16 protein-coding genes and 1 pseudogene are annotated in these 22032 nt (G+C 70.3%); 9 read left to right on the forward strand and 8 right to left on the reverse strand.

What is annotated here, in order from left to right; all coding sequences use genetic code 11:
• The first annotated feature begins 6 nt into the window (after positions 1 to 6).
• On the forward strand, positions 7 to 990 hold the full coding sequence (locus C7389_RS05845; protein ID WP_133589265.1) for a LysR family transcriptional regulator: 984 nt from the start codon (positions 7 to 9) through the stop codon (positions 988 to 990).
• On the opposite strand, the gene treS is transcribed toward C7389_RS05845, so the two are convergent.
• The 7 genes from treS to C7389_RS05880 are packed head-to-tail and all read right to left on the reverse strand — an operon-like array spanning position 909 to position 10996.
• On the reverse strand, positions 909 to 4268 hold the full coding sequence (treS, locus tag C7389_RS05850; protein ID WP_133589267.1) for a maltose alpha-D-glucosyltransferase: 3360 nt from the start codon (positions 4266 to 4268) through the stop codon (positions 909 to 911). The two genes, C7389_RS05845 and treS, sit on opposite strands and share 82 nt — an antisense overlap.
• Before the next feature lie 12 nt (positions 4269 to 4280).
• Positions 4281 to 6386, reverse strand: coding sequence for an alpha-1,4-glucan--maltose-1-phosphate maltosyltransferase (locus C7389_RS05855; protein WP_133589269.1), 2106 nt, complete (start codon positions 6384 to 6386; stop codon positions 4281 to 4283).
• Positions 6367 to 8292: a 1,4-alpha-glucan branching protein GlgB gene (gene glgB, locus C7389_RS05860; protein ID WP_133589271.1), complete on the reverse strand. Its 1926-nt coding sequence runs from the start codon at positions 8290 to 8292 to the stop codon at positions 6367 to 6369. Before glgB ends, C7389_RS05855 begins: the two co-directional genes overlap by 20 nt.
• A complete protein-coding gene (locus C7389_RS05865; protein ID WP_133589273.1) occupies positions 8289 to 8720 on the reverse strand; it encodes a YgaP family membrane protein in 432 nt (143 codons plus the stop codon). Before C7389_RS05865 ends, glgB begins: the two co-directional genes overlap by 4 nt.
• Before the next feature lie 38 nt (positions 8721 to 8758).
• Positions 8759 to 9718: an L-histidine N(alpha)-methyltransferase gene (gene egtD / locus C7389_RS05870; protein ID WP_133589275.1), complete on the reverse strand. Its 960-nt coding sequence runs from the start codon at positions 9716 to 9718 to the stop codon at positions 8759 to 8761.
• Positions 9705 to 10646 (reverse strand): PRC-barrel domain-containing protein, encoded by a 942-nt coding sequence (locus C7389_RS05875; RefSeq protein ID WP_133589277.1) that lies wholly within the window; start codon positions 10644 to 10646, stop codon positions 9705 to 9707. Before C7389_RS05875 ends, egtD begins: the two co-directional genes overlap by 14 nt.
• Entirely contained in the window at positions 10643 to 10996 is a 354-nt protein-coding gene (locus tag C7389_RS05880) for a hypothetical protein (protein ID WP_133589278.1), read from the reverse strand. Before C7389_RS05880 ends, C7389_RS05875 begins: the two co-directional genes overlap by 4 nt.
• A 155-nt stretch (positions 10997 to 11151) precedes the next feature.
• On the opposite strand from C7389_RS05880, the gene C7389_RS05885 reads away from it, so the two are divergent.
• From C7389_RS05885 to C7389_RS05910, 6 genes are all read left to right on the forward strand, one after another.
• Complete coding sequence (locus tag C7389_RS05885; RefSeq protein ID WP_133589279.1) at positions 11152 to 12192, forward strand: glycosyltransferase family 9 protein; 1041 nt, start codon at positions 11152 to 11154, stop codon at positions 12190 to 12192.
• 166 nt (positions 12193 to 12358) lie between these two features.
• Complete coding sequence (locus C7389_RS25085) at positions 12359 to 12877, forward strand: hypothetical protein (RefSeq protein WP_211168385.1); 519 nt, start codon at positions 12359 to 12361, stop codon at positions 12875 to 12877.
• Positions 12878 to 13024: 147 nt separating this feature from the next.
• The gene (locus C7389_RS05895) at positions 13025 to 14659 is read left to right on the forward strand and encodes a glucan biosynthesis protein G (RefSeq protein ID WP_211168384.1); all 1635 of its coding nucleotides are present in this window, start codon (positions 13025 to 13027) and stop codon (positions 14657 to 14659) included.
• Entirely contained in the window at positions 14656 to 17226 is a 2571-nt protein-coding gene (mdoH, locus tag C7389_RS05900; RefSeq protein ID WP_133589283.1) for a glucans biosynthesis glucosyltransferase MdoH, read from the forward strand. Before C7389_RS05895 ends, mdoH begins: the two co-directional genes overlap by 4 nt.
• On the forward strand, positions 17159 to 18769 hold the full coding sequence (locus tag C7389_RS05905) for an OpgD/OpgG family glucan biosynthesis protein (RefSeq protein WP_133589285.1): 1611 nt from the start codon (positions 17159 to 17161) through the stop codon (positions 18767 to 18769). Before mdoH ends, C7389_RS05905 begins: the two co-directional genes overlap by 68 nt.
• Before the next feature lie 193 nt (positions 18770 to 18962).
• Positions 18963 to 19511 carry a hypothetical protein gene (locus C7389_RS05910; protein ID WP_211168607.1) on the forward strand — a complete coding sequence of 183 codons (549 nt, stop codon included), beginning with the start codon at positions 18963 to 18965 and terminating at the stop codon, positions 19509 to 19511.
• A gap of 343 nt (positions 19512 to 19854) precedes the next feature.
• Here the strand turns inward: C7389_RS05910 and C7389_RS05915 are convergent.
• A pseudogene (locus tag C7389_RS05915) lies at positions 19855 to 20005 on the reverse strand (transposase); the annotation flags it as partial.
• Between the two features lie 480 nt (positions 20006 to 20485).
• On the opposite strand from C7389_RS05915, the gene C7389_RS05920 reads away from it, so the two are divergent.
• A complete protein-coding gene (locus tag C7389_RS05920; RefSeq protein ID WP_162851682.1) occupies positions 20486 to 21103 on the forward strand; it encodes a LuxR C-terminal-related transcriptional regulator in 618 nt (205 codons plus the stop codon).
• 646 nt (positions 21104 to 21749) lie between these two features.
• Positions 21750 to 22032 (forward strand): methyl-accepting chemotaxis protein (locus C7389_RS25845; protein WP_425455558.1); only part of this gene is annotated, 283 nt, incomplete at its 3' end.

A 22032-nucleotide genomic window follows, 5' to 3' on the forward strand; every position in this document is an offset into this window, starting at 1 on the left:
AAGGACATGGACAGACTGACCGCAATGCGCGTCTTCGCCGAGGTTGCCCGCAGCGGCAGCTTCACCGGCACCGCCAACCGCCTGGACATGTCCCGGGCGATGGTCACGCGCTATGTCGCCGAGATGGAGCAGTGGCTAGGGACGCGGCTGCTGCAGCGGACCACCCGCAGCGTGAAGCTGACCAACGCCGGCGAGCAATGCCTGCGGCGCTGCCTGCAGGTACTGTCCATCGTGCAGGAGGTGGAAGAGGACGCCTGTTCCACCGATGGCCAGTTGCGCGGCCAGCTGCGGCTGACCTCCAGCGTGTCCTTCGGCTATGCGCAGCTGGCGCCGGCATTGGGGGACTTCCTCGGCCTGCACCCGCAGCTGAAGGTGCATCTGGACGTGAGCGACGGCGCGCTCAACCTGGTCGAGGCCCGCATCGACCTCGCCATCCGCATCAGCCATGAACCGGATGCCGGCCTCATCGCGCGGCCGCTGGCGGAATGCGCCTCGGTGCTGGTGGCGGCGCCGGCCTACCTGGAGGCCGCCGGCCGCCCCGGCCATCCGGACGAACTGCCCGGCCACCGCTGCCTGGGCTACACCAACTTCGGCCGCGACCAGTGGCGCTTCCATGCGGCGGATGGCGCCGAGCGGCTGGTGACGGTGCCGGTACGGCTCACCGCCAACGACGCTACGGTGCTGACCTCCGCCGCCCTCGCCGGGGCGGGCATCGCGCTGCAGCCGACCTACTTGGTCGGCCCGCTGGTACGCGAGGGCAAGCTGGAGGTGGTGCTGCCGCAGTGGCGGCCGGCGGTGCTCACCGTGTATGCCATCTATCCCTCCCGCCGCCACCTGCCGCCGGCGGTGCGCGCGCTGCTGGATTTCCTCGCCGCACGCTTCGCCGGCGAGCCGTGGCAGGCGGACTTTCAGCCGCCCTCGCCCGCCGCCAGGTCGGCCAGCGCGGCGAGCGGTATGCGCACCCAGTCCGGCCGGTTCTCCAGTTCGTAGCGCAGTTCGTAGAGGAGCTTCTCCAGGACGAAGAGCACCAGGAAGTCCGGCCCGCCGTAGGAGGCGGGCTGGGCGACTTCGTGGTAAGCGGCGACCAGCGCGGCGGTGGTCTGCGCCTGCCAGCCGGCCAGCTCGCGGGCGAATTCGGCGGCGCGTTCCGGCTGGGTCTGCGCCGCGCGGGCCTCGGCGCTGCGGGCGGCGTAGTCGAACGAGCGCAGCATGCCGGCGAGGTCGCGCAGCGGCGAGTGTTTCTCCCGCCGCAGCGCCATCGGCCGCGCCGGCTCGCCCTCGAAGTCGACGATGACGAACTCGTTCTGCACCAGCAGCAATTGGCCGAGGTGGAGGTCGGCGTGGTAGCGGGTCTTCACCATATTGATCGGAGCGAGGTCCAGCGTCGCCAGCCGGGCGCCGAGGTCGGCGCGCATCGCCAGCACCCGTTCGGCGTCATCGGCGGCGCCGCCTTCCAGTTGGAAGCGGCGGGCTTCGAGCATGTCCAACGTGCGGGCGAGGTCGGCCGCCACCGCGCCGCGCCAGGCCTCCACCTCCTCCGCCGTCACCGGCTCCGGCTGGAAGGCGGGATCGGCCGAATCCGAGGCCAGCGCCGCATGCAGTTCGCCGATGCGGCGGCCCAGCAACTCCATCTGCAGCAGGTACACGCGGTTCAACCCTTCGGCGTCGCGCTCCTCGCCGCTGCCCGGCCACGTGTCGGGCGAGAACAGGCGGCCGAGGTGGTCCAGGGTGTAGTCCCAGGCGTTGCCCTGGTTCTCGACATAGACCTGGGCCATGGCCAGCGCGGCGCTGTTGCCGTCGGCATCCAGGTATTCGGCGGCGCCGGCCACCTGGGCGATGTGGGGGAAGCCGGCGCGGGCAAGGAAGTAGCCCATCTCCAGTTCGGGATTCACGCCCTGCTGCAGGCGGCGGTAGCCCTTGAGGTAGAGACGCTTGCCGAAGAACACCCCGGTGTTGGTCTGCTCCAGCGCGGGCAGGCGCACTTCCTCGCCGGCGGCGGCGCTCAGCAGTTCCTGGGCGGCGGCGCCGAAACGCACGCTGCCGCCGCCCAGCGGCAGGGTTTCGCCGGCCGCCATCGCGCCCAGCAGGGCGCGGCAGAACAGCGGATCGGCGAAGCCGTCGTAGATCAAGCCGACGCGCGCCTTCTCCCGCACCCGCGCCAGCGCAAGCGCGCCGACGCGGTCGGCCGGATACTCGCCGTGTTCTTCCCAGGCCACCGCCAGCGGCAGGAAGTAGTGTTGCGGCTCGGCGGCGGCGAAGCTCACCTTCAGCACGGTGAGCAACCAGCTGCTGCCGTCGCTGCGCCACTCCTGTTCTTGCAGCACCTCCACCCGGGTGGCGATTTCGCCCTTGCCGGCGAACCAGCGCCGCGTCTGCAGGTAGGGCAACAGCACCTGGTCCTGCAGCAGCGCGCGGCTGCGGCTGGCGATGGCCTGGCGGGAGCGATTGGCTGCACTCTCGACGATGCGCAGGAAGGTGCGCCAGCCGTCGGTGAGCACCAGCACCGGCAGGTCGGTCTGCGGCAGGCGTTCCTCGTGCCATTCCGGCGGCGGCGCCTGGCAGGAGAGTTCGAAGGCGTAGAAGCCATAGCCGGGCAGCGTCAACAGGTAGGGCAGCCGGCCTATCGGCGGGAAGGGGGTGCGGCCGGAGATCTCCACCGGCACCCTGCCCTCGTGGCGCGCCAGGTCCAGCTCCACCGCCTGCGGCGTGCGCGACAGGTTGGCGACGCACAGCAGGCGCTCGCCGCCGCCGCCGTCCGGGCCGGGGTCGCCGTATTCGCGCAGGTAGGCCAGCACTTTGCGGTTGCCCGGCTCCAGGAAGCTGAGGCTGCCGCGGCCGAAAGCGCGGTACTGCTTGCGAGTGGAAATGAGCCGGCGGTTGAAGTTGAGCAACGAGTGCGGGTTGCGCGCCTGGGCTTCGACGTTGATCGCCTGGTAGCCGTAGACGGGGTCCATGACCGGCGGCAGGTAGAGCTGCTGCGGATCGGCGCGGGAGAAGCCGGCGTTGCGGTCCGAGGTCCATTGCATGGGGGTGCGCACGCCATTGCGGTCGCCGAGGAAGACGTTGTCGCCCATGCCCAGTTCGTCGCCGTAGTACAGCGTGGGCGAGCCGGGCATGGTGAGCAGCAGGAAGCTCATCAGCTCGATGCGGGCGCGGCTGTTCTCCAGCAGCGGGGCCAGCCGGCGGCGGATGCCGACGTTGATGCGCATGCGCGGGTCGTTGGCGAAGAACTGCCACATGTAGTCGCGCTCGCGGTCGGTGACCATCTCCAGCGTGAGTTCGTCGTGGTTACGCAGGAAGATGGCCCACTGGCAGTTGTCCGGGATGTCCGGCGTCTGCCGCATGATGTCGATGACCGGGAAGCGGTCTTCCTGCGCCAGCGCCATGAACAGCCGCGGCATCAGCGGGAAGTGGTAGGCCATGTGGCACTCGTCGCCCTCGCCGCGCTCGTTGCCGCCGAAGTATTCGCGCACGTCCTCCGGCCACTGGTTGGCCTCGGCCAGCAGCACCCGGCCGCGGTAGTGCTCGTCGATGACGCGGCGGATCTCGCGGATGGTGGCGTGGGTTTCCGCCAGGTTCTCGTTGTTGGTGCCTTCGCGCTCGCGCAGGTAGGGCACCGCGTCCAGGCGGAAGCCGTCCACCCCCATGTCCAGCCAGAACCGCATGGTGCGCAGCACTGCCTTGAGCACCCGCGGGTTCTCGTAGTTGAGGTCGGGCTGGTGGCTGAAGAAGCGGTGCCAGTAGTAGGAGTTGGCCACCGGGTCCCAGGCCCAGTTGGAGGTTTCGGTGTCGGTGAAGATGATGCGGGTGCCGGCGTAGCGGTTGGGATCGTCGCTCCACACGTAGTAGTCGCGCTTGGCCGAGCCGGGCGGCGCGCGGCGGGCGGCCTGGAACCAGGGGTGCTGGTCGGAGGTGTGGTTCACCACCAGCTCGGTGATCACCCGCAGGCCGCGGCGGTGAGCTTCGCGCACGAAGTTGCGGAAGTCGTTGCGAGTGCCGTAGGCCGGCAGCACGCCGTGGTAGTCGGCGACGTCGTAGCCGTCGTCCTTCAGCGGCGAGGGGTAGAAGGGCAGCAGCCACAGGGTATCCACGCCGAGGTCGCGGATGTAGTCGAGCTTGCGGGTGAGGCCGGGGAAGTCGCCGATGCCGTCGTCGTTGCTGTCGAAGAAGGCCTTGACGTGCAGCTCGTACAGCACCGCGTCCTTGTACCAGTAGTCGTCGTCCTTGCCGCCTGTGTTCCCTTCTCCGCCCGGTAACAGGGTGTCCATGGCGCTCGGCCCTCAGAAGAAGTAGTCGAAGTCGCGCTCGCTGCGCAGCTTGCGGCGTACGCGGAAGATGTGGGCCGGCAGACGGGCGGGGTCCAGGCGGACGAAGTTGCGGGGTCCGTTCCACAGGTAGCGGGCGCCGGTGAGCAGGTCGTGCATCTGGTAGGAGGCGTCCGCCTCCATGCCCAGCGCCGGCAGATCCAGCGCCAGCCAGCCGTCATGGACGTGGTAGGGGTCGAGATTGACGACGACGATGATGAGGTTGCCGCCCTCGGCATCCTCCGCTCCGCCCTCCTCCTCCCCCTCCGTGCTCGCCGGCGCGTGCTTGGCGTAGGCCAGCATGTGCTCGTTGTCGATGTCGAGGAAGCGCAGCGAGGCGTTGCCGTGCAGCGCCGGGTTGGCGCGGCGGATGCGGTTCACCCGGGCGACCAACTCGCTCAGCCCGTCGCCGCGCTCCTGGCGCACCGCCTGCCAGTCGCGCAGCTGGTATTTCTCCGAATCGAGGTATTCCTCGCTGCCCGGCTCGCGCGGACGCTGTTCCATCAGTTCGAAGGCCGGGCCGTAGATGCCGTAGGTGGCGGCCAGCGTGGCGGCCAGCACCAGGCGCACCGCAAAGGCGCCGCGGCCGCCGGTCTGCAGGTATTCCGGCAGGATGTCCGGCGTGTTGGGCCAGACGTTGGGGCGGAAGTAATCGTAGCCGGGGCCGTGGGCCAGTTCCTGGAAATAGGCGGTGAGCTCCGGCCGGGTGTTGCGCCAGGTGAAGTAGGTGTAGGACTGGTTGAAGCCCAGCTTGGCCAGCCGGTGCATGACCCGCGGCCGGGTGAAGGCTTCGGCGAGGAAGATGGTGTCGGGATGGTCGCGGCGGATGGCGGAAATGGCCCATTCCCAGAAGGCGAAGGACTTGGTGTGCGGGTTATCCACCCGGAACACCCGCACGCCCTCGGCGATCCAGTGGCGAAAGATGCCGGCCAGGACCTGCCACATGGCGCGCCAGTCTTCGCTCTCGAAGTCGAAGGGGTAGATGTCCTGGTATTTCTTCGGCGGGTTCTCGGCGTACTGCACGCTGCCGTCAGGCCGGCGGCGGAACCACTCGGGGTGCTCGGCCACCCAGGGATGGTCGGGCGCGCACTGCAGGGCCACGTCCAGCGCCACTTCCATGCCGTGGCCGCGGGCGGCGGCGATGAGGCGGCGCAGATCTTCGGCGCTGCCGAGCTGGGGATGGATGGCGAGGTGGCCGCCTTCGCGCGCACCGATGGCCCAGGGGCTGCCGACATCGTCGGCACCGGCCGCCAGGGCGTTGTTCGGGCCCTTGCGGCGCTCGCGGCCTATAGGGTGGATGGGCGGCAGGTAGACGATGTCGAAGCCCATCGCCGCCACCCGCGGCAGGTGGGCGATGCAGTCCGCCAGGGTGCCGTGCAACGGGGTGGTCAGCGAGCGGGGGAAGAACTCGTACCAGGCGCCGCAGCGGGCGCGCTCCCGGTCCACGTCCAGCGGCAGCGGCGCATGGGTGGCGGCGAAGCGGCGGTCCGGGTGGCGGGCGGCGAGTTCGGCATGGCCGGCGTCCAGCGCCAGGGCCTTCAGCTCGTCGATGTGGGCGGCGGCGCTGCTGTCGCGCAGGCGCCGCGCCCAGGCGGCGAGGCGCTGGCCATCGTCGCCGCCGGCGCGGGCCGCGGCGGCCTCCGCCAGTTCGGCGCCGACCAGCGCGGCGATGCGGATGTCTTCGGCATCGGTGCGGCGGACCAGTTCGTTGCGCCAGGACTGGAAGCCGTCCACCCAGGCGCACACGGTGTACCACCAGCGGCCCATCTCCGGCAGGCGGATGCTGGCGCGCCAGCGGTCGTTACCCAGCGGCCGCATCGGCACCGCATGCCAGCGCCCGGTGCCCGCAGCGCCCAGGTCTGCGGCCCTGGGGAGAGTGTCGGCACCCTCGCCTTCCCGCCGCCAGCACAGCATGGCGACCACTGCGTCATGGCCGTCGGCGAAGCAGTCCGCCTCGACTACCAGTTCCTCTCCCACGCTGCGCTTGGCCGGGAAGCGCCCGCCATCCACCTGCGGCGTCACCGCCTCGACGACGGCCCGCACCCTGCCTTCATCCGGCAGCTCATCCTTGTGTGCTTCCATGGTCGCCCTCCGGCACCAGGTAGAGGACCGCAAGCGGCGGCAGCGTCAGCGCCAGCGACCAGGGCTGGCCGTGGCAGGGCGCGGGCGCCGCCTCCACGCCGCCGAAGTTGCCGGCGTCGCTGCCGCCGTACAGCGCGGCATCGGTGTTCAGTTCCTCGCGCCAGTAGCCGCCCTGGGGAACGCCCACCAGGTAGTTGTTGCGCAGCATCGGCGTGAAGTTGCATACCACCAGCACGTCCCGCCCGCCTTCGGCACGGCGCAGGAAGGCGATGACGCTGTCGTCGCTGTTCTCGCTGTCCACCCACTGGAAGCCGCCGGTATCGAAGTCCCGCGCGTGCAAGGCAGGGTGGGCGCGGTAGAGGTGGTTGAGCTCGCCCACCAGCAGGCGCAGCGCGCCGCGGCGCGGGTCCTGCAGCGCGCCCCAGTCCAGTTCGCCCTCGTGGTTCCATTCGGCCTGCTGGGCGAACTCGCCGCCCATGAACAGCAGCTTCTTGCCCGGGTGCGCCCACATGTAGGCGAACAGGCAGCGCAGGCCGGCGAAGCGCAGCCAGTCGTCGCCCGGCATGCGGGCGATCAGCGAGCCCTTGCCATACACCACTTCGTCGTGCGACAGCGGCAGCACGAAGTTCTCCTGGAAGGCGTACCAGATGGAGAAGGTGATGCGGCCGTGGTGAAACTTGCGGTGTATCGGGTCGTGCTTGAAGTAGTCCAGGCTGTCGTGCATCCAGCCCATGTTCCACTTCATGCCGAAGCCCAGGCCGCCGAGGTGCACCGGCCGCGACACCATGGGCCAGGCGGTGGATTCCTCGGCGATGGTGTGCACATCCGGAAACTCGCGGTACACCGATTCGTTGAGCCGGCGCAGGAAAGCGACCGCCTCCAGGTTCTCCTTGCCGCCGTAGCGGTTGGGTATCCATTCGCCGTGCTTGCGGCCGTAGTCCAGGTAGAGCATGGAGGCCACCGCATCCACCCGCAGGGCGTCGATGTGGTAGCGGTCCAGCCAGCAGGTGGCGCTGGAGAGCAGGAAGGCGCAAACCTCGTGGCGGCCGTAGTTGAAGATGCTGGAGTGCCACTCCGGGTGGTAGCCCTGGCGCGGGTCGGCGTGCTCGTAGAGGTGGGTGCCGTCGAACTCGGCGAGGCCGTGGGCGTCGCTGGGGAAGTGGGAGGGCACCCAGTCCATGATCACGCCGATGCCGGCGCGATGCAGGCAATCCACCAGGAACATGAAGTCTTCCGGCGTGCCGTAGCGGGCGGTGGGCGCGAAGTAGCCGGTGCACTGGTAGCCCCAGGAGCCGTAGAAGGGATGCTCGGCCAGCGGCAGAAATTCCACGTGGGTGAAGCCCATGCCGGACACGTATTCCGCCAACCGTGGCGCGATCTCGCGGTAGCCGGGCAGGCCGCCGCCCTCCGGCCGCAGCCAGGAGCCGAGGTGCACCTCGTAGATGCTCATCGGCGTGTCGAGCGCCTGGCGGCGGGAGCGGCTCTGCATCCAGTCGCCGTCGCCCCAGGCATAGTCGAAGCGCCAGGCGCGGGAAGCGGTCTGCGGCGGCGCCTCGGCGTAGGCGGCGTAGGGGTCGGCCTTGTAAGCGATCTCGCCGTTGGCGCAGACGATGCGGTACTTGTACAGCGCGCCGGAGCGCACGCCAGCCACATTCCCTTCCCACAGGCCGGAGTCGTCCGGGCGCGGGCTGAGCGGCGCGGCATCGTCACGCCAGCCGTTGAAGTCGCCCACGACCGAGACGGCGCGGGCGTTGGGCGCCCACACGGCGAAGCTGGCACCCTCGCCGCCCTCGTCGAGCTGGCAGCCCATCTTCTCGTACAGCCGGGTGTGGGAGCCCTCGCGGAAGAGGTAGATGTCATGGCCGCTGAGACGGCCCACTGGGGTGTCCTGCAAGCTGGCCGTCATTGCGCTCTGCCCGCCGGACCGACACGGGAAGCGGCGAGGACGTCCGCCCGGCTCGCCAGCAGCGCGCGGCGCTCATCCTCTATCTCCGCCTCGGTGCGTATCCCCAGCCGGCGCAGCAAGGGCAGCGGCGGACACCAACCCTGCAGCGCGTGCTGCAGCAGGAAGCCGCCCACCAGCGCCGGCACGACGAAGAAACGGCGGTCGGCAAAGGCGCCGAGCGCGCAGCCGGCCACCACCAGCGAGGCGGCGTTGGCCTCCAGCACGCGCTCGACGTCCCACTCGCGGTCGAGTTCGGCGAGCCGGCGGTCTATGCCCGGCAGGCCGCCGAGCGCGGCATTCTGCACCGAGGCGCGGGCCTGCTCGCGGATGTGCCGGTTCACATGGGTTGCGGTGTGCAGCGGTACGCGTTGCTGGGTGCTGGGCAGCATGGGAATCTCCTTGTCGTTTGCTGGCGGCGGGCCGCGGCTCAGGCCGGCACCTCCAGCCAGTGCAGGCTGAAGCGGTGCTCGGGGTCCACCCGCGTCGCCCGCGGCAGGAAGCCGGCCTGGGCGGCCAGCGAGTGGAAGCCGAGCACCGAGTATTTGTAGGAATCCTCGGTGTGCAGGGTTTCGCCGGCGGCGAAGGAGATGGCCTGGCCGCAGACGTGCACCTGCTGCTGCACCAGCGAGACCAGGTGCATCTCCACCCGCCGCGCCACCGGTTGGTAGAAGGCGTAGTGGGCGAAGCGGTCGAGCAGGAAATCCGCCTCCAGCTCGCGGTTGGCGCGCGCCAGCAGGTTGCGGTTGAAGGCGGCGGTGACGCCGGCGGCGTCGTTGTAGGCGGCATGCAGCAGCGCCGGGTCCTTCACCAGGTCCACGCCGATCAACAGGCCGCCGCCGCGCAGCAGTTCGGCCAGCCGGCGCAGGAAGGCGAGCGCTTCGTCCGGCGGAAAGTTGCCTATCGTCGAGCCGGGAAAGAAGCCCACCCGGCGCTGGCCGCGTTGCGGCTCGAGGGCCAGCGGGCCGGTGTAGTCCGCCTCCACCGGCACCACCTTGAGGCGGGGGAAGGCGTGCCACACCGTGCCCGCCGCCGCGGCCACCGCATCCGGCGAGATGTCGATCGGCATGTAGAGCCGCGGCTGCTCCAGCGCGTCCAGCAGCATGCTGGCCTTGCGGCCGGAGCCGGCGCCGAACTCGATCAGCTCCACGTCCGGCCCCATGTAGCGGGCGAACTCGGCCGCATGCTCCTTGAGCAAGGCCATCTCGGTGCGGGTGGGGTAGTACTCCGGCAGCTCGCAGATACGCTCGAACAGGGCGGAGCCCTCGGCGTCGTACAGGAACTTGCAGGGCACCCGCTTGGGCTGGGCGTGCAGGCCGGCGAGCAGGGCGCCGGCGAAATCCTGCGTGGAGTCCTCGGCGGCGAAGGCCGCGGCTTCAAGGGCGTGCATTCTTCACCTCGCTGTCCCGCAGGTATCTATCCAGCTCGCGCTGATAGCGTTCGTCGTTGAAGTTGGGCCACTGATCGCGCGCGAAAGCATGGCGCATCGCCTCGTCGCTCAACGGCGCGCGCAGCACCGCGGCCTTGCCGCCGTGGGGAAAGACCAGGGACGACAGCGCCACTGGCACGAGCACCGGCCCACCCTCCGCAGGCTGGACTTCCAGCACCGCGCAGGCAACCCTGCCGTTGCCCAGGCCGACCACCAGGTCGGCCACCTTCGCAGCTTCCTTGCCCTCGCCATCCACCACCTCGCTGCCCATCAGCTCGCTGGCCCGCAGCAGCCGCAGCGTGGGGCCGGTCTGGGTAGCCTCGGCGGAGCCGAAGTAGCGGTCCACATTGCGCAGATAGGCGCTGGTTCCCCACTCCGGCCAGCGCTCCGGGCTGAAGCCGGGCGCCTGCTGCAGGCGTTCGCGCTCCACGTCCAGCGTCAGCTCGCCGACGGCGGAGGTCGGCCGCAGCATGCGTACCGGGTAGGCGTACAGTTTGTCGCCCAGACCCAGTACGCCGCCGAAGCTGAGCACCGCGTAGTGGGCGACCTGGTGGGTGGTATCCACCACCAGTTCCTCTACCTTGCCGAGATTCTCCCCGGCGGCGTTCTTCACCCTGCTGCCCAGCAGGGTCTGCGCGCGGGTGAGGTACTGCAGATCAGCACGCATCGCCGGGCCGCCCTCGCTGGCGCTGCCGCCGCTGCGCTCCATGCCGCCGCCCTGGGCCGCCGCGGCCGGCAGCGGCGCCGCCAGCGAAACCGAGAGCGACAGCACCAGCGCCGCCCGCATCCGCGCCAGGCCGCCGAAGCGGCGGCTGCGCCCGGTGCCGGCGGCGGCTATGCAGCGTGCAAGGACTACACGGCGATGTAATAAACGCCCGTTTCCACTCATGAGACTTCCTCTGCCTGGCGGGCAAGGCAGCAGGCGGTCAGCCGCCTGCCCCGCTTCAGATGCAGGCAGCGGGCGGCATCGCCGCAACTCACCGCCATCGGCGCCGGGGCGCCGGGCAGATAGGCGGGCACCCCGCCGCAACCCAGGAAATGGGCTGCCGCCTCGGTGCCGCGGAACACCGTGATACGGCCCTCGCCGTCATGCAGCAGACGCTCGTTCACCGATACGGCCACACACTCCCCACCATGCCCCCCCACCGGATGGACCCTCACCCTGCGCGCGGCCGGCACTCCCTGCGCGGCCGTACTCGCCAGCTCCAGCCAGGTGGCAACCTGTCCATTCGACGTCATCTTCTTGTTCCTCCGTCCGTTTGTCCTCGCGTCGAAAAATCGCCGGAGAACGGCGCCCGCAGCGGCGTGGCGCCTTCCCCTGGGGCGGTAGAGCAATCGGCGAGCCCGGCCTCCCGATTGCTAGCACCTGGGCAAGGTCCGACCCGGAGCCCGCCATGAAGACTTCGCTGCTGCAGTACCGATGCCCGCGCAACATCCTCGTTTTCCGCGCCTTGCCGGTGGCCGGGATGCTGTGCGCCGTGCCGGCGCTGCGCGCGCTGCGGGCAGCCTGCCCGGAAGCACGCATCACCTTGGTCGGCCTGCCCTGGGCGCGCGACTTCACCCGGCGCTACCCGGGCTATGTGGACGACTTCGTCGCCTTCCCCGGCTTTCCCGGCTTGCCGGAGCAGACGCCGGACATCCCGGCCATCCCCGGCTTTCTCACCGAGCTGCAATCCCGCCGCTTCGACCTCGCCCTGCAGATGCACGACGAAAGCCCGCTCGCCAACGCGGTCGCCGCCCTGTTCGATGCCGGCGCCAATGCCGGCTTCCGCGCCGCCGGCGCCACCGGCAGCGAGACCGACGCCTTCCTTCCCTGGCCGGCCCAGGGCAGCGAGATACGCCGGCTGCTGGCGCTCACCGACTTCCTCGGCGCCCCGCGCCAGGGCGAGCGGCTGGAATTCCCGCTGCTGGCGGAGGACATGCAGGCCCTGGCCGACAGCGGCCAGGCGGACGATCTGCCGCCGGGCGGCTACATCTGCCTGCATCCCAATGCCGGCGCTGCCGGGGAACGCTGGCCGCCCCAGGCCTTCGCCGCGGTGGGCGACGCCCTGCACGCCGCCACCGGCCTGCCGCTGGTGCTGACGGCCGCCGGCAGCGACGCCGGCCACGCCGTGCAACAGGCCCTGCACACACCGGCTCGCCACGGTCAGGCGCCGCTGACGCCGGGCACGCTCGCCGCCCAGCTCAGCGCCGCCCGGCTGGTGGTCAGCGACGACCAGGACATCGCCCAGCTCTGCGCCGCGCTGCATCGGCCCAGCGTCACCATCTTCCGGGCGACGGACATGGAACGCTGGGCACCGCTGGAGCGGGAACTGCACCCCAGCGTCTGGACCCCGCCCGGCTTCGCCGCCGACGAGGGCATCGCCGAAGTGCTGCGGCAGGCGGAAGCGCTGCTGGCCCGCGATCAGCCCGCGAGGCTGCGGGCACGGGCGTGACGGGCGCCCCCACGCCCTGGAAGGGCCCCGAGCGCCGCCGGCAAAACCTACAGCCGCACCGCAACATTTACACCTCTCCGCCCGCCCTCCTCCCGCCGTGCCGCGGCGGCGCACCGGGAACGCGGCCTGCTGGGGAAGCGGGCACGCAAACGAACAGGAGACGGCCATGGGAACCACATTGAATCCGCCGCTGGACCGCAAACCGGAAACCGGCAAGGGCCACGGCACCGGAGCCCTCGGCCCCAGCGACAGCTCGGACAGCGGCAGCGACATCGTCGGTGGCCCCGGCCTGGCGGGTGAGGCCAGCGGCCAGGACCTGGGGCTGGACAGCGGCCCCACCGGCGATCCGGGCAGCGACGACGCCCGCAATGCCGGCGCCGACGTGGGCGATGCCGGCCTGGACAGCGACACCGATGCCGCCGGCACTGGCGAACGCGCCGCCGCCGGCCGCGACGCGCCGGCGGAAACCGAGATCGACCTGGCACTGGACCATGGCAAGCCGCAGGACCTGGAACTGGAAGACGATGCCGGGACGGCCGCTGGCAACGAGACGCCAGAGCAGGCGCCAGACCAGGAAACGGCCGGGGCCAGCCGCCCCTCGCAGCAGGATCAGGATCGGAAGCAGATCTCAGGGCGCGATAGCCAGCACAAGTCGCCGGACAGCCCGCCGGCCGCCAAGCGCTGAGTCCCCCGGACCCGGCAGCCGATGTTTCCCCCCCACGCCCACCCGGCGGCGCGCTACAGCGCCGCCGGTCCGTCACCCGCAGGCGCGGCCGTGCAGGAAAGGCGGCCGCATCCCGCATCCCGTCGGACGGACCTCATCCATACCGCCGTGCGCACCTCGCCCGGCGAGTCGTCCGAAGCCCCTTGGGCCGCCGCTGCGCGACCCGCCGCTGCGCGCGCCCCCAAGGCGGCGAAGGCCCCGCTGTGCAGGCTCGCCCTCTCCGCGCTGCTGCTCGTCGGCGGCCTGCATGTCCCGCCGGCCCTCGCCGCCTTCGGCTTCAACGATGTCGCCCAGCGCGCCCGCCAGCTGGCCGAAGCCGCCTACAAGCCGCCGGCGGAAACCCTGCCGGCGGAACTGCGCCAGCTGAGTTACGACGACTACCGCCGCATCCGCCACAAGCCGGAGCGCGCGCTATGGGCCCAGGCTGGCAGCGCCTTCGAGGTCGCCTTCTTTCCCCCCGGCCTGAACTACACCGTGCCGGTGAAGATCAACCAGATCGATGCCGATGGCGTGCGTGAGCTGCGCTTCGACCCGGACGATTTCGATTATGGCGGCGGGCCGGTGGACGCCGCGAAGCTGAAGACCGCCCAAGGCCTGGGCTATGCCGGCCTGCGGGTGCTCACCGGCAAGCGCGGCAGGCAGGGCGGCGAGCGCAAGGAGATCCTGGCCTTCCACGGCGCCAGCCTGTTCCGTTCGCCCGGCGAGGAGGAACAGTACGGCACCTGGGCGCGCGGGCTGGCGGTGGACACCGGCCTGCCCAGCGGCGAGGAGTTTCCCCGCTTCGTCGAGTTCTGGCTGGAGCGCCCGGCAGCCAACGCGCGCGAGCTAGTGATCTACGCCCTGCTGGATTCGCCCCGCTATGCCGGCGCCTACCGCTTCGTGCTGCAGCCGGACAAGCACGGCAGCGTGCAAGACGTTCGCGCGCGGCTCTACCCCCGCGCCCAGGCCGGCAAACTCGGCCTGGCGCCGCTGGCCAGCATGCACTTCGCCGGCGAGAACCGCCCGGCGCGCGGCGAGGATTACCGCCCGGAGGTACATGATGCCGATGGCCTGTCGGTGCTGGCCGCCAATGGCGAATGGATATGGCGGCCGCTGTCCAACCCGCGCCGCCTGCTCATCACCGCCTTCGGCCTCACCGACCCGCGGGGTTTCGGCCTGATGCAGCGCGACCGTGACTTCGCCAGCTACCAGGACATAAACGCCCGCCGCGAGCTCAAGCCCAGCGCCTGGGTGGAACCCAGCGGCGGCTGGGGAGCGGGCCAGGTGGAGCTGGTGCAGATTCCGACGCCGGACGAGTTCAACAACAACATCGTCGCCTACTGGGTGCCGGAGCAGGCCCCGGCGCCGGGCAAGCCCTACGACTTCGGCTACCGCCTGTCCTGGCGCACCGCCGAGGCGCCGCATCCACCCAGGGCCTGGGTGGTACAGACCCGCGTCGGCAACGACCGCCAGGGCGCCGACAACGAACTGTGGCTGCGGGTGGACTTCGCCGACCCCGGCTACGCGAAGCTGCCGCCGGACCGGCCAGTGCGGGCGGTGGTGTCGGTGGGCGACAACGCCGAACTGCTGGAAACCCGGCTGGCCGCCAACCCGGCGTTGCAGGGCTGGCGCACCACACTGCGCCTGCGCCGGGCCGACGCCGCCAAGCCGGTGGAACTGCGGCTGCAGCTGTTCGACCCGGACGAGCAGGCCGCCGACCGTCCTCGCTCCGAAACCTGGAGCTACGTGCTGCCGCCCGAATGAACGCGCCGCCGCCTCCTCCTCCTTCGCGCACCGCCGCCGACTACCTCGCCCGCCTGCCGCTGGAAGAAGGCGAGCGGGCCGCGCTGCTGGCGGACCACGGCATGGCCACCGCCGAGCACTCGCTGACGGCGGTGCATCAAGGCCTCGCCGGGGCGCTGCCGGGCCACTCGCAGGCGGGTCCGCCCGCTCCGACCTCACCGGCAGCAGTGGCCGCCGGGCTGTCCCCCGCCCGCCAGTCCCTCTCCCGCCGCCTCCGCCTGGGCTATGGCGAAGCGGACGCCGCCGGTCACCTCGCCTGTGCGCCGCCGCTCAACCGCAGCCCGATGGCGCCCCACGCCTGGCTGTCGGAGGCGGACGAGGACATGCCGCCGGCCGCCACCGGCGCCCCCAGCGCCGATCCGGCCGCGGCGCCTGCCAGACCGGCACACCCGGACCGCGGCCACGGCGGCCTGCGCCGGCTGGTGCTGCTCGCCCTCACCCTGGGCCAGACCTATGTCGCCACCAGCCTGATGACGGCGGTGCTGCCCTACCACGGCACCCGGCCGCTGGAGATTGCCGCGCTGGTGCTGTACGCGGTGCTGTTCTTCTGGATCTCGGCCGGTTTCTGGACCGCCGCCTGCGGCTTCCTGGTGCAGCTGCGCGGCGGCGACCGCCAGGCCATCTCGCGCACCGCGGCGGCGGATTTTCCGCTGGGCGACGCGCGCACCGCGGTGATCATGCCCATCTGCAACGAGGACGTCGCCCGGGTGTTCGCCGGCCTGCGCGCCACCGTGGAGTCGGTAGCCGCCCGCGGCACGCTGGACCATTTCGACTTCTACATCCTCAGCGACAGCAACAAGGCCGACACCCGCGTCGCCGAACTGCACGCCTGGCGCAGCCTGTGCCGCGACTGCGGCTGGGCCGGGCGGCTGTTCTACCGCTGGCGCAAGCACCGCATCAAGCGCAAGAGCGGCAACGTCGCCGACTTCTGCCGCCGCTGGGGGCGCAACTACCGCTACATGGTGGTGCTGGACGCCGACAGCGTGATGACCGGCGACTGCCTCACCCGCCTGGTGCAGCTGATGGAGGCCAACCCGGCCGCCGGCATCATCCAGACCGCGCCCTGCGCCGCCGGGCGCGATACCTTCTACGCCCGCATGCAGCAGTTCGCCACCCGGGTGTACGGGCCGCTGTTCACCGCCGGCCTGCATTTCTGGCAACTGGGCGAATCCCACTACTGGGGCCACAACGCCATCATCCGGGTGGCCCCTTTCACCCGTTACTGCGCGCTCGGCCGGCTGCCGGGGCGCGGCTCGCTGTCGGGCGAGATCCTGTCGCACGACTTCGTCGAGGCGGCGCTGATGCGGCGCGCCGGCTGGGGCGTGTGGCTGGCCTACGACCTGGACGGCAGCTACGAGGAAATGCCGCCCAATCTGGTGGACGAGCTCAGCCGCGACCGCCGCTGGTGCCACGGCAACCTGATGAACGCGCGGCTCTTCCTCGCCCGCGGCCTGCACCCGGCGCACCGTGCGGTGTTCGTCACCGGCGTCATGGCCTATCTCTCCTCGCTGCTGTGGTTCGTCTTCCTGCTGCTGTCCACTGCGCTGCTGGCGCAGCATGTGCTCTCCGAGCCGCAATACTTCGTCGAACCCAACCAGCTCTTCCCGCTGTGGCCGCAGTGGCGGCCGGAGTGGGCCATCTCCCTGTTCGGCGCCACCGCCACCTTGCTGTTCCTGCCCAAGATCCTGGCGGTGCTGCTGCGGGTGGCCAAGGGCGCGCGCGGCTTCGGCGGCGGGCTGAAGCTGGCGGCCGGCATGCTGCTGGAGCTGGTGCTCTCGGCCCTGCTGGCGCCCATCCGCATGCTGTTCCATGCCCAGTTCGTCGCCGCCGCGCTGCTGGGCGTGCGCACCAGCTGGAAATCGCCGCCGCGCGACGACAGCGAAACCAGCTGGGGCGACGGCCTGCGCCGCCACGGCGGCCACACGGCGCTCGGCGTGGCCTGGGCGGGCTTCGTCTATTGGCTGGACCCGAGCTTCCTGTGGTGGCTGGCGCCGGTGGTGGGGGCCATCATGCTGTCCATCCCCATTTCGGTGTTCACCAGCCGCGTCGGCCTGGGCCGTGGCCTGCGCGCGGGCGGGCTGTTCGTCATCCCGGAAGAGCGCCAGCCGCCGCCGGCGCTGCGCGCCACCGCTGCGGCCGCCGCAGCCACGCCGGAACTGCCGGGCTTCGTCGACGCGGTGGTCGATCCGGCGGTGAACGCGCTGGTGTGCTGCACCGCCGGCCGCCGCGCGCCCACCCCGCAGCAAGCCGAACGCAGCGCCGCACTCGCCAGCGCAGCGGCGGCGGACGGGCCCGCCGGCCTGGGCGAGACGCGCCGCCTCGCCCTGCTGGACGACGCCGACGCGCTCTCCCACCTCCACTTCACCGTCTGGTCCTCGCCGGTGGCGCATCCCGACTGGCTGGCCGCCGCCGATGCCACCCGGCCGCCCTATTCCCTCTCCTGGTCCGGAGACCTCGCCGATGCAGAAACGTCAATTCCTTCTCCGCAGCGCGGCGCTGGCCGCGAGCACACTGCTCCTGCGGGTTGAAGCGCGCGCCGCCGCCCCCACCGTGCCCGGCCGCGAAGCGCAGCCCTTCGACTATGCCTGGCTCAAGGGCCAGGCCCGCCACCTCGCCGGCCAGCCCTGGCAGGCGCCGCCGCAGAACCTGCCAGCACCCGTGGCGGCGCTGGACTGGGACCAGTACCAGGCCATCCGCTTCCGCCCGGACCACGCCCTGTGGGGCGAGGAAGGAAACGACAGAGGCCGCCACCTGCAGCTGCGCTTCTTCCACCTCGGCCTGTTCTACCGCGAGCCGGTGCGGCTCTACGAAGTGGCCGATGGCCGCGCCCGCGAGCTGGCCTACGATGCCCGCATGTTCGACTACGGCAGGAGCGGTCTGGACGGCGGCGCCCTGCCGGCCGACCTCGGCTTCGCCGGCTTCCGCGTCCATTTCCATACCGACCCGGAGCGCGACGTCGCCGCCTTCCTCGGTGCCAGCTACTTCCGCGCCGTCGGCCAGGAGATGCAATACGGCCTCTCCGCGCGCGGCCTGGCGGTGGATTGCGGCCTGCCGCGGGCGGAGGAATTCCCCCGCTTCACCGCCTTCTGGTTCGAGCGCCCGGCCAGGAACGCCGACCGCCTGGTGGTCTACGCCCTGCTCGACTCGCCCAGCATCACCGGCGCCTACCGCTTCGAGATCCACCCGGCGGCGGTGCTGACGATGGAGGTGGATGCCGCCCTCTACCCGCGCAAGGCCATAGAACGCCTGGGCATCGCGCCGCTCACCAGCATGTACCAGACCGGCGAGAACGACAGGCGGATGGCCAACGACTGGCGGCCGGAGATCCACGATTCCGACGGCCTCGCCCTGCACACCGGCAGCGGCGAATGGATCTGGCGCCCGCTCGCCAACCCGGCGCAGCTGCGCTTCAACGCCTACCAGGACGCCAGCCCGCGCGGCTTCGGCCTGCTGCAGCGCGACCGCGACTTCGCCAACTACCAGGACGACGGCGTGTTCTACGAACGCCGCCCCGACCTGTGGGTGGAGCCGCGCGGCGACTGGGGCCGCGGCTCCGTGCAGTTGGTGGAAATTCCAACGCCGGACGAGACCCTGGACAACATCGTCGCCTTCTGGAACCCGGCCGAGCCAGTGGTGCCGGGCAAGGAACTGCTCTACGCCTACCGCCTGCACTGGGGCAGCCGCACGCCGGCGCAGCCGCCGCTCGCCCGGGTGGTCGCCACCCGCACCGGCATCGGCGGCGTCATCGGCCAACCACGGCGCTACTTCTCCTGGCGCTTCGCGGTGGACTTCGCCGGCGGCGAACTGCCGCGCATCGCCAGCGACGTGAAGGTGGAAGCGGTGATCGAAGCTTCCAGCGGCACGCTGGAGATCACCTCCGCCCGCCCGCTCGCCGCCGTCTCCGGCTACCGTGCCATGTTCGACCTGCGCCCGGCCCAGGGCAGCACCGCACCGGTGAACCTGCGCCTGCACCTCACCGCCGGCGGCCGCCGCATCAGCGAGACCTGGCTCTACCAATGGACGCCGCCGGAAGCGGCGGAACAGCGGCGGGCGCTGCAGGCGGAGGGCTGACTGCCGGCCGCGGCCGCTCCGGTCAAGGAGAGCGCCGGCGCCGCACCGCATGGCGGTGAGCCTGATGCCCCCCTGCAGCGCCCTGGCCGCTGCCGGAAGCCCGCCTCCCGGAGCCGCAGGCCGCCGCGCCTCCGGCTTGCAATCCGCGCCGGACTGGCTCATGGTCCAGCCGCCCCGTTCTGCGGACCTTGCCGTGCCTTCCACCCCCCACCTGCCTTCCTTCAGCTTCCACGAGCGGCATGACTCCGCCCCCATCGCCGCCCGCGCGGAGGCCATCATCCAGGCCGTCGCCTCCATCGACTTCCGTAGCGATCCGGTCATCGACGGCCTGATGCGGATCCGCGAAGCCCCCGGTAAGCTGCTGCGCCGCCTCGGCAACACGCCGCCGGACGGGGCCCTCGCCTTCGGCCTGCACAGCTTCACCCCGCTGTCGCGCAGCGAGACCGAGATCAACTTCGGCCTCGCCGGCCGCTTCTGGCGGCTGGACTACGCCCTGGCCGAACTGCGGGACGCGGAGGACTTCGCCCGCTACGCCGAACCCGGCGCCGCCAGGCTGGTGCTGCGCTACCAGGTGCTGCCCGCTGCCGCCGGGCGGCACATCCTGCGCACCGAGACCTTCGTCCATTGCCCCGACCTGCGCGCCAAGGCCTTGTTCACGCCCTACTGGCTCGCCATTCGCCTGGGCAGCGGCTGGATACGGCGCCGCACGCTGCTGGCGGTGGCGCGCACCCTCGCCGTATAGCAGCCGCGCCGGACACGGGACCGGCGACGGACCGCGACGGGCACCGAAGCCGGCATCCTCCGCCGGGCGGCGAGCCGTCCATTGCGTCGCGCCGGCCGGTTTTGCCACCGTCGCGCCCCTCTTCTATGTTGGAGACATTCCCCGCGCGGAAGCCAGCGATGGGGTCGGTTCAGACCGGAGGCGCCCGGCACGGCAGGAAAGTCGGTGGTCATTTCATCCGCGGGCCGCTTCAAAGCGTTCAGCGCGGAGAATGTCAAATGGGTAAATGGCCACATTCCAGTCCTTGGCCGCCCGTCCTCGATCGGCGGTGGTGTTGCGCAAGGTCAGCCAGATCAGCCTGGGGCAGCCGCGTCGTGATGGCGATCAGGATATCGGCCACACCGCATGGTCTTGAGCCTGTTGAAGACCTTCATCCAGACCTTGGCATCCTCGGTGTTCTCGATCCACAGCCCGAGGATGTCCCATGCGCCATCCGGCAGCACGACCAGGGCCAGCTAGATGGCCGTCCCTGTCCCGAGAGCGGCACTGCTGCCAGCGGCAAGCCCCCGAATCACCCTCCTCCATGAAGCTGGCCATCACCACCCCTTGTCCCTCTTGCCGGACAGCATTGGGTGGGCGCTGCCGCAGGTACCCCCTTGCGTATTTGGCATTATTTGATCAATTAGCTATGTCAAGATAATCAATACCCAGAACAGGAAGTCTACCGCGGGCATCGAGAAACCAGCTTTCCACGGCGAAGTCCGCCCATCGTCGCTCAACTTCCATGATCGTCGCCAAGTCCAAATAACTTTAGTTATACGTGAATTGGTCGCTAGACAGAAACCGTCAGTAATATGCCTGCGCCGCGGTGCGACAATTCTCAAGAACAAGCAGATACGCAAATGGATACCTCCAGCCGCCCCGCCTCAGCACTTTCAGCCCCCTCTCAAGCAGCTTCCTCAACACGGCGGAAGTTCACCAAGGCAGTACGCTTGATGCTCATCGACAGCCAGACGCTGTTCCGCGCGGGCCTCAAGGCCTTGTTTTCACAGACGACGGATATCAGGGTGGTTGGGGAAGCCGGCGACGGGCAGACAGCGAAACGCCAGGCGCGCGCACTCGGTGTTGATGTCGTACTGTTCTCCCCCATCCTGCCCGACGTGTTCAGTAGCGATCTCCTTCATGAACTCCGGGAGTACCGGCCGGACTTCCGCTTCCTCGCCCTTGGCGAATCCGATGACTCGCAAACCGTCATGCGCACCCTGCGGGCAGGCGCGCACGGTTATGTGCGGAAGTGTTCGGAACCTCAGGTGCTGTTCGACGCGGTGGCCAAGATCGCCGACGGTAAGCGCTACATCGACCCCTTCCTGCTCGACACCCTCCGTTTCGACCAGGGGGAGGCGGACGACGCCCCCGAACGCATCCTCTCCGCACGGGAACGCCAGGTGCTGAAGTTGCTGGTCGCCGGCCATTCGATCAGCAACATCGCCTGCCAGCTGAACCTGAGCATCAAGACCGTCAGTACGCACAAGTCGCGCCTGCTGCAGAAGACCAACCTCTCCGGCACCGCCGATCTCGTCCGCTACGCCTTCCGTCATCACCTCGCCGACTGAGGCCTCCAAGGCTTCAGTACCCAGGGGCCGCCCGCCCACGGCGGTCAACGCGCAAGCGCCCCCTCGCCTTGCTTCCAGCAGCGAATTCCGGTTCAACATTTTCGCAAATACTTCATCGGAAAAATCCTATATCTCTATAGGAATATGTCGATAGTCATACGTGACATTTCCGATACACTTGGTGACAACTTCTCTGCGCGCGGCGTCTAGCGGGCCTCTAGGCGGCATTCCGCCGCTCCTCCGCGCAGTGGAGAAGTAGCGAACATGGCCATAACCTAAAGAAATATTCATGCGCGATCCACACCGTCTCCTCTGCAGCGCGCTGCCCCTCCTGCTCTGCATCGGCAGCGGCCTCTGGATAGGCTTCAGACACGAGGACTGGACTGGCGCATCGCTGATCATGGTCCTCGGCCTCGCCGGCGCCTCCGCCCTGGCCCTCACCTTCCCGGCCCCCCCTCCCGGCACGCCAGCCGACCTCTCCGCAGTCGACGGTCCGGTCGTTCCCCCGCCGAGCCCAGCCGACGGCCTTGAACTGCTGTGCGGTCGCCTGCTGCCTTTGTGGCAGAAGCACCTCGACGCGGTGCGCGGGCAGATGGAAGAAGCCCTGACTGCGCTGTCGGCCACCTTCGCGGCCCTGTCGGTGCAGATGAGCCAGGCGTTGCAGGCCTCCTCCACCAAGGGCGGCGAGTCCGTCTCCGCCGTGCTCGACGACTGCCGCGACCAACTCCACGCCGTCGTCGCCGACCTGCGCGCCTCGCTGCAGGCGCGCGCCAGCCTGATGGACGACATCGGCCGCCTCTCCGGCGTGGCCGGTGACCTCCAGAGCATGGCCAGCGAGGTCGGCGAGATCGCCGCGCGCACCAATCTTCTTGCGCTGAACGCCTCCATCGAGGCGGCCCGCGCCGGCGAGGTCGGGCGCGGCTTCGCCG

This window comes from Azoarcus indigens (assembly GCF_004361735.1).
GTDB lineage: Bacteria > Pseudomonadota > Gammaproteobacteria > Burkholderiales > Rhodocyclaceae > Azoarcus > Azoarcus indigens.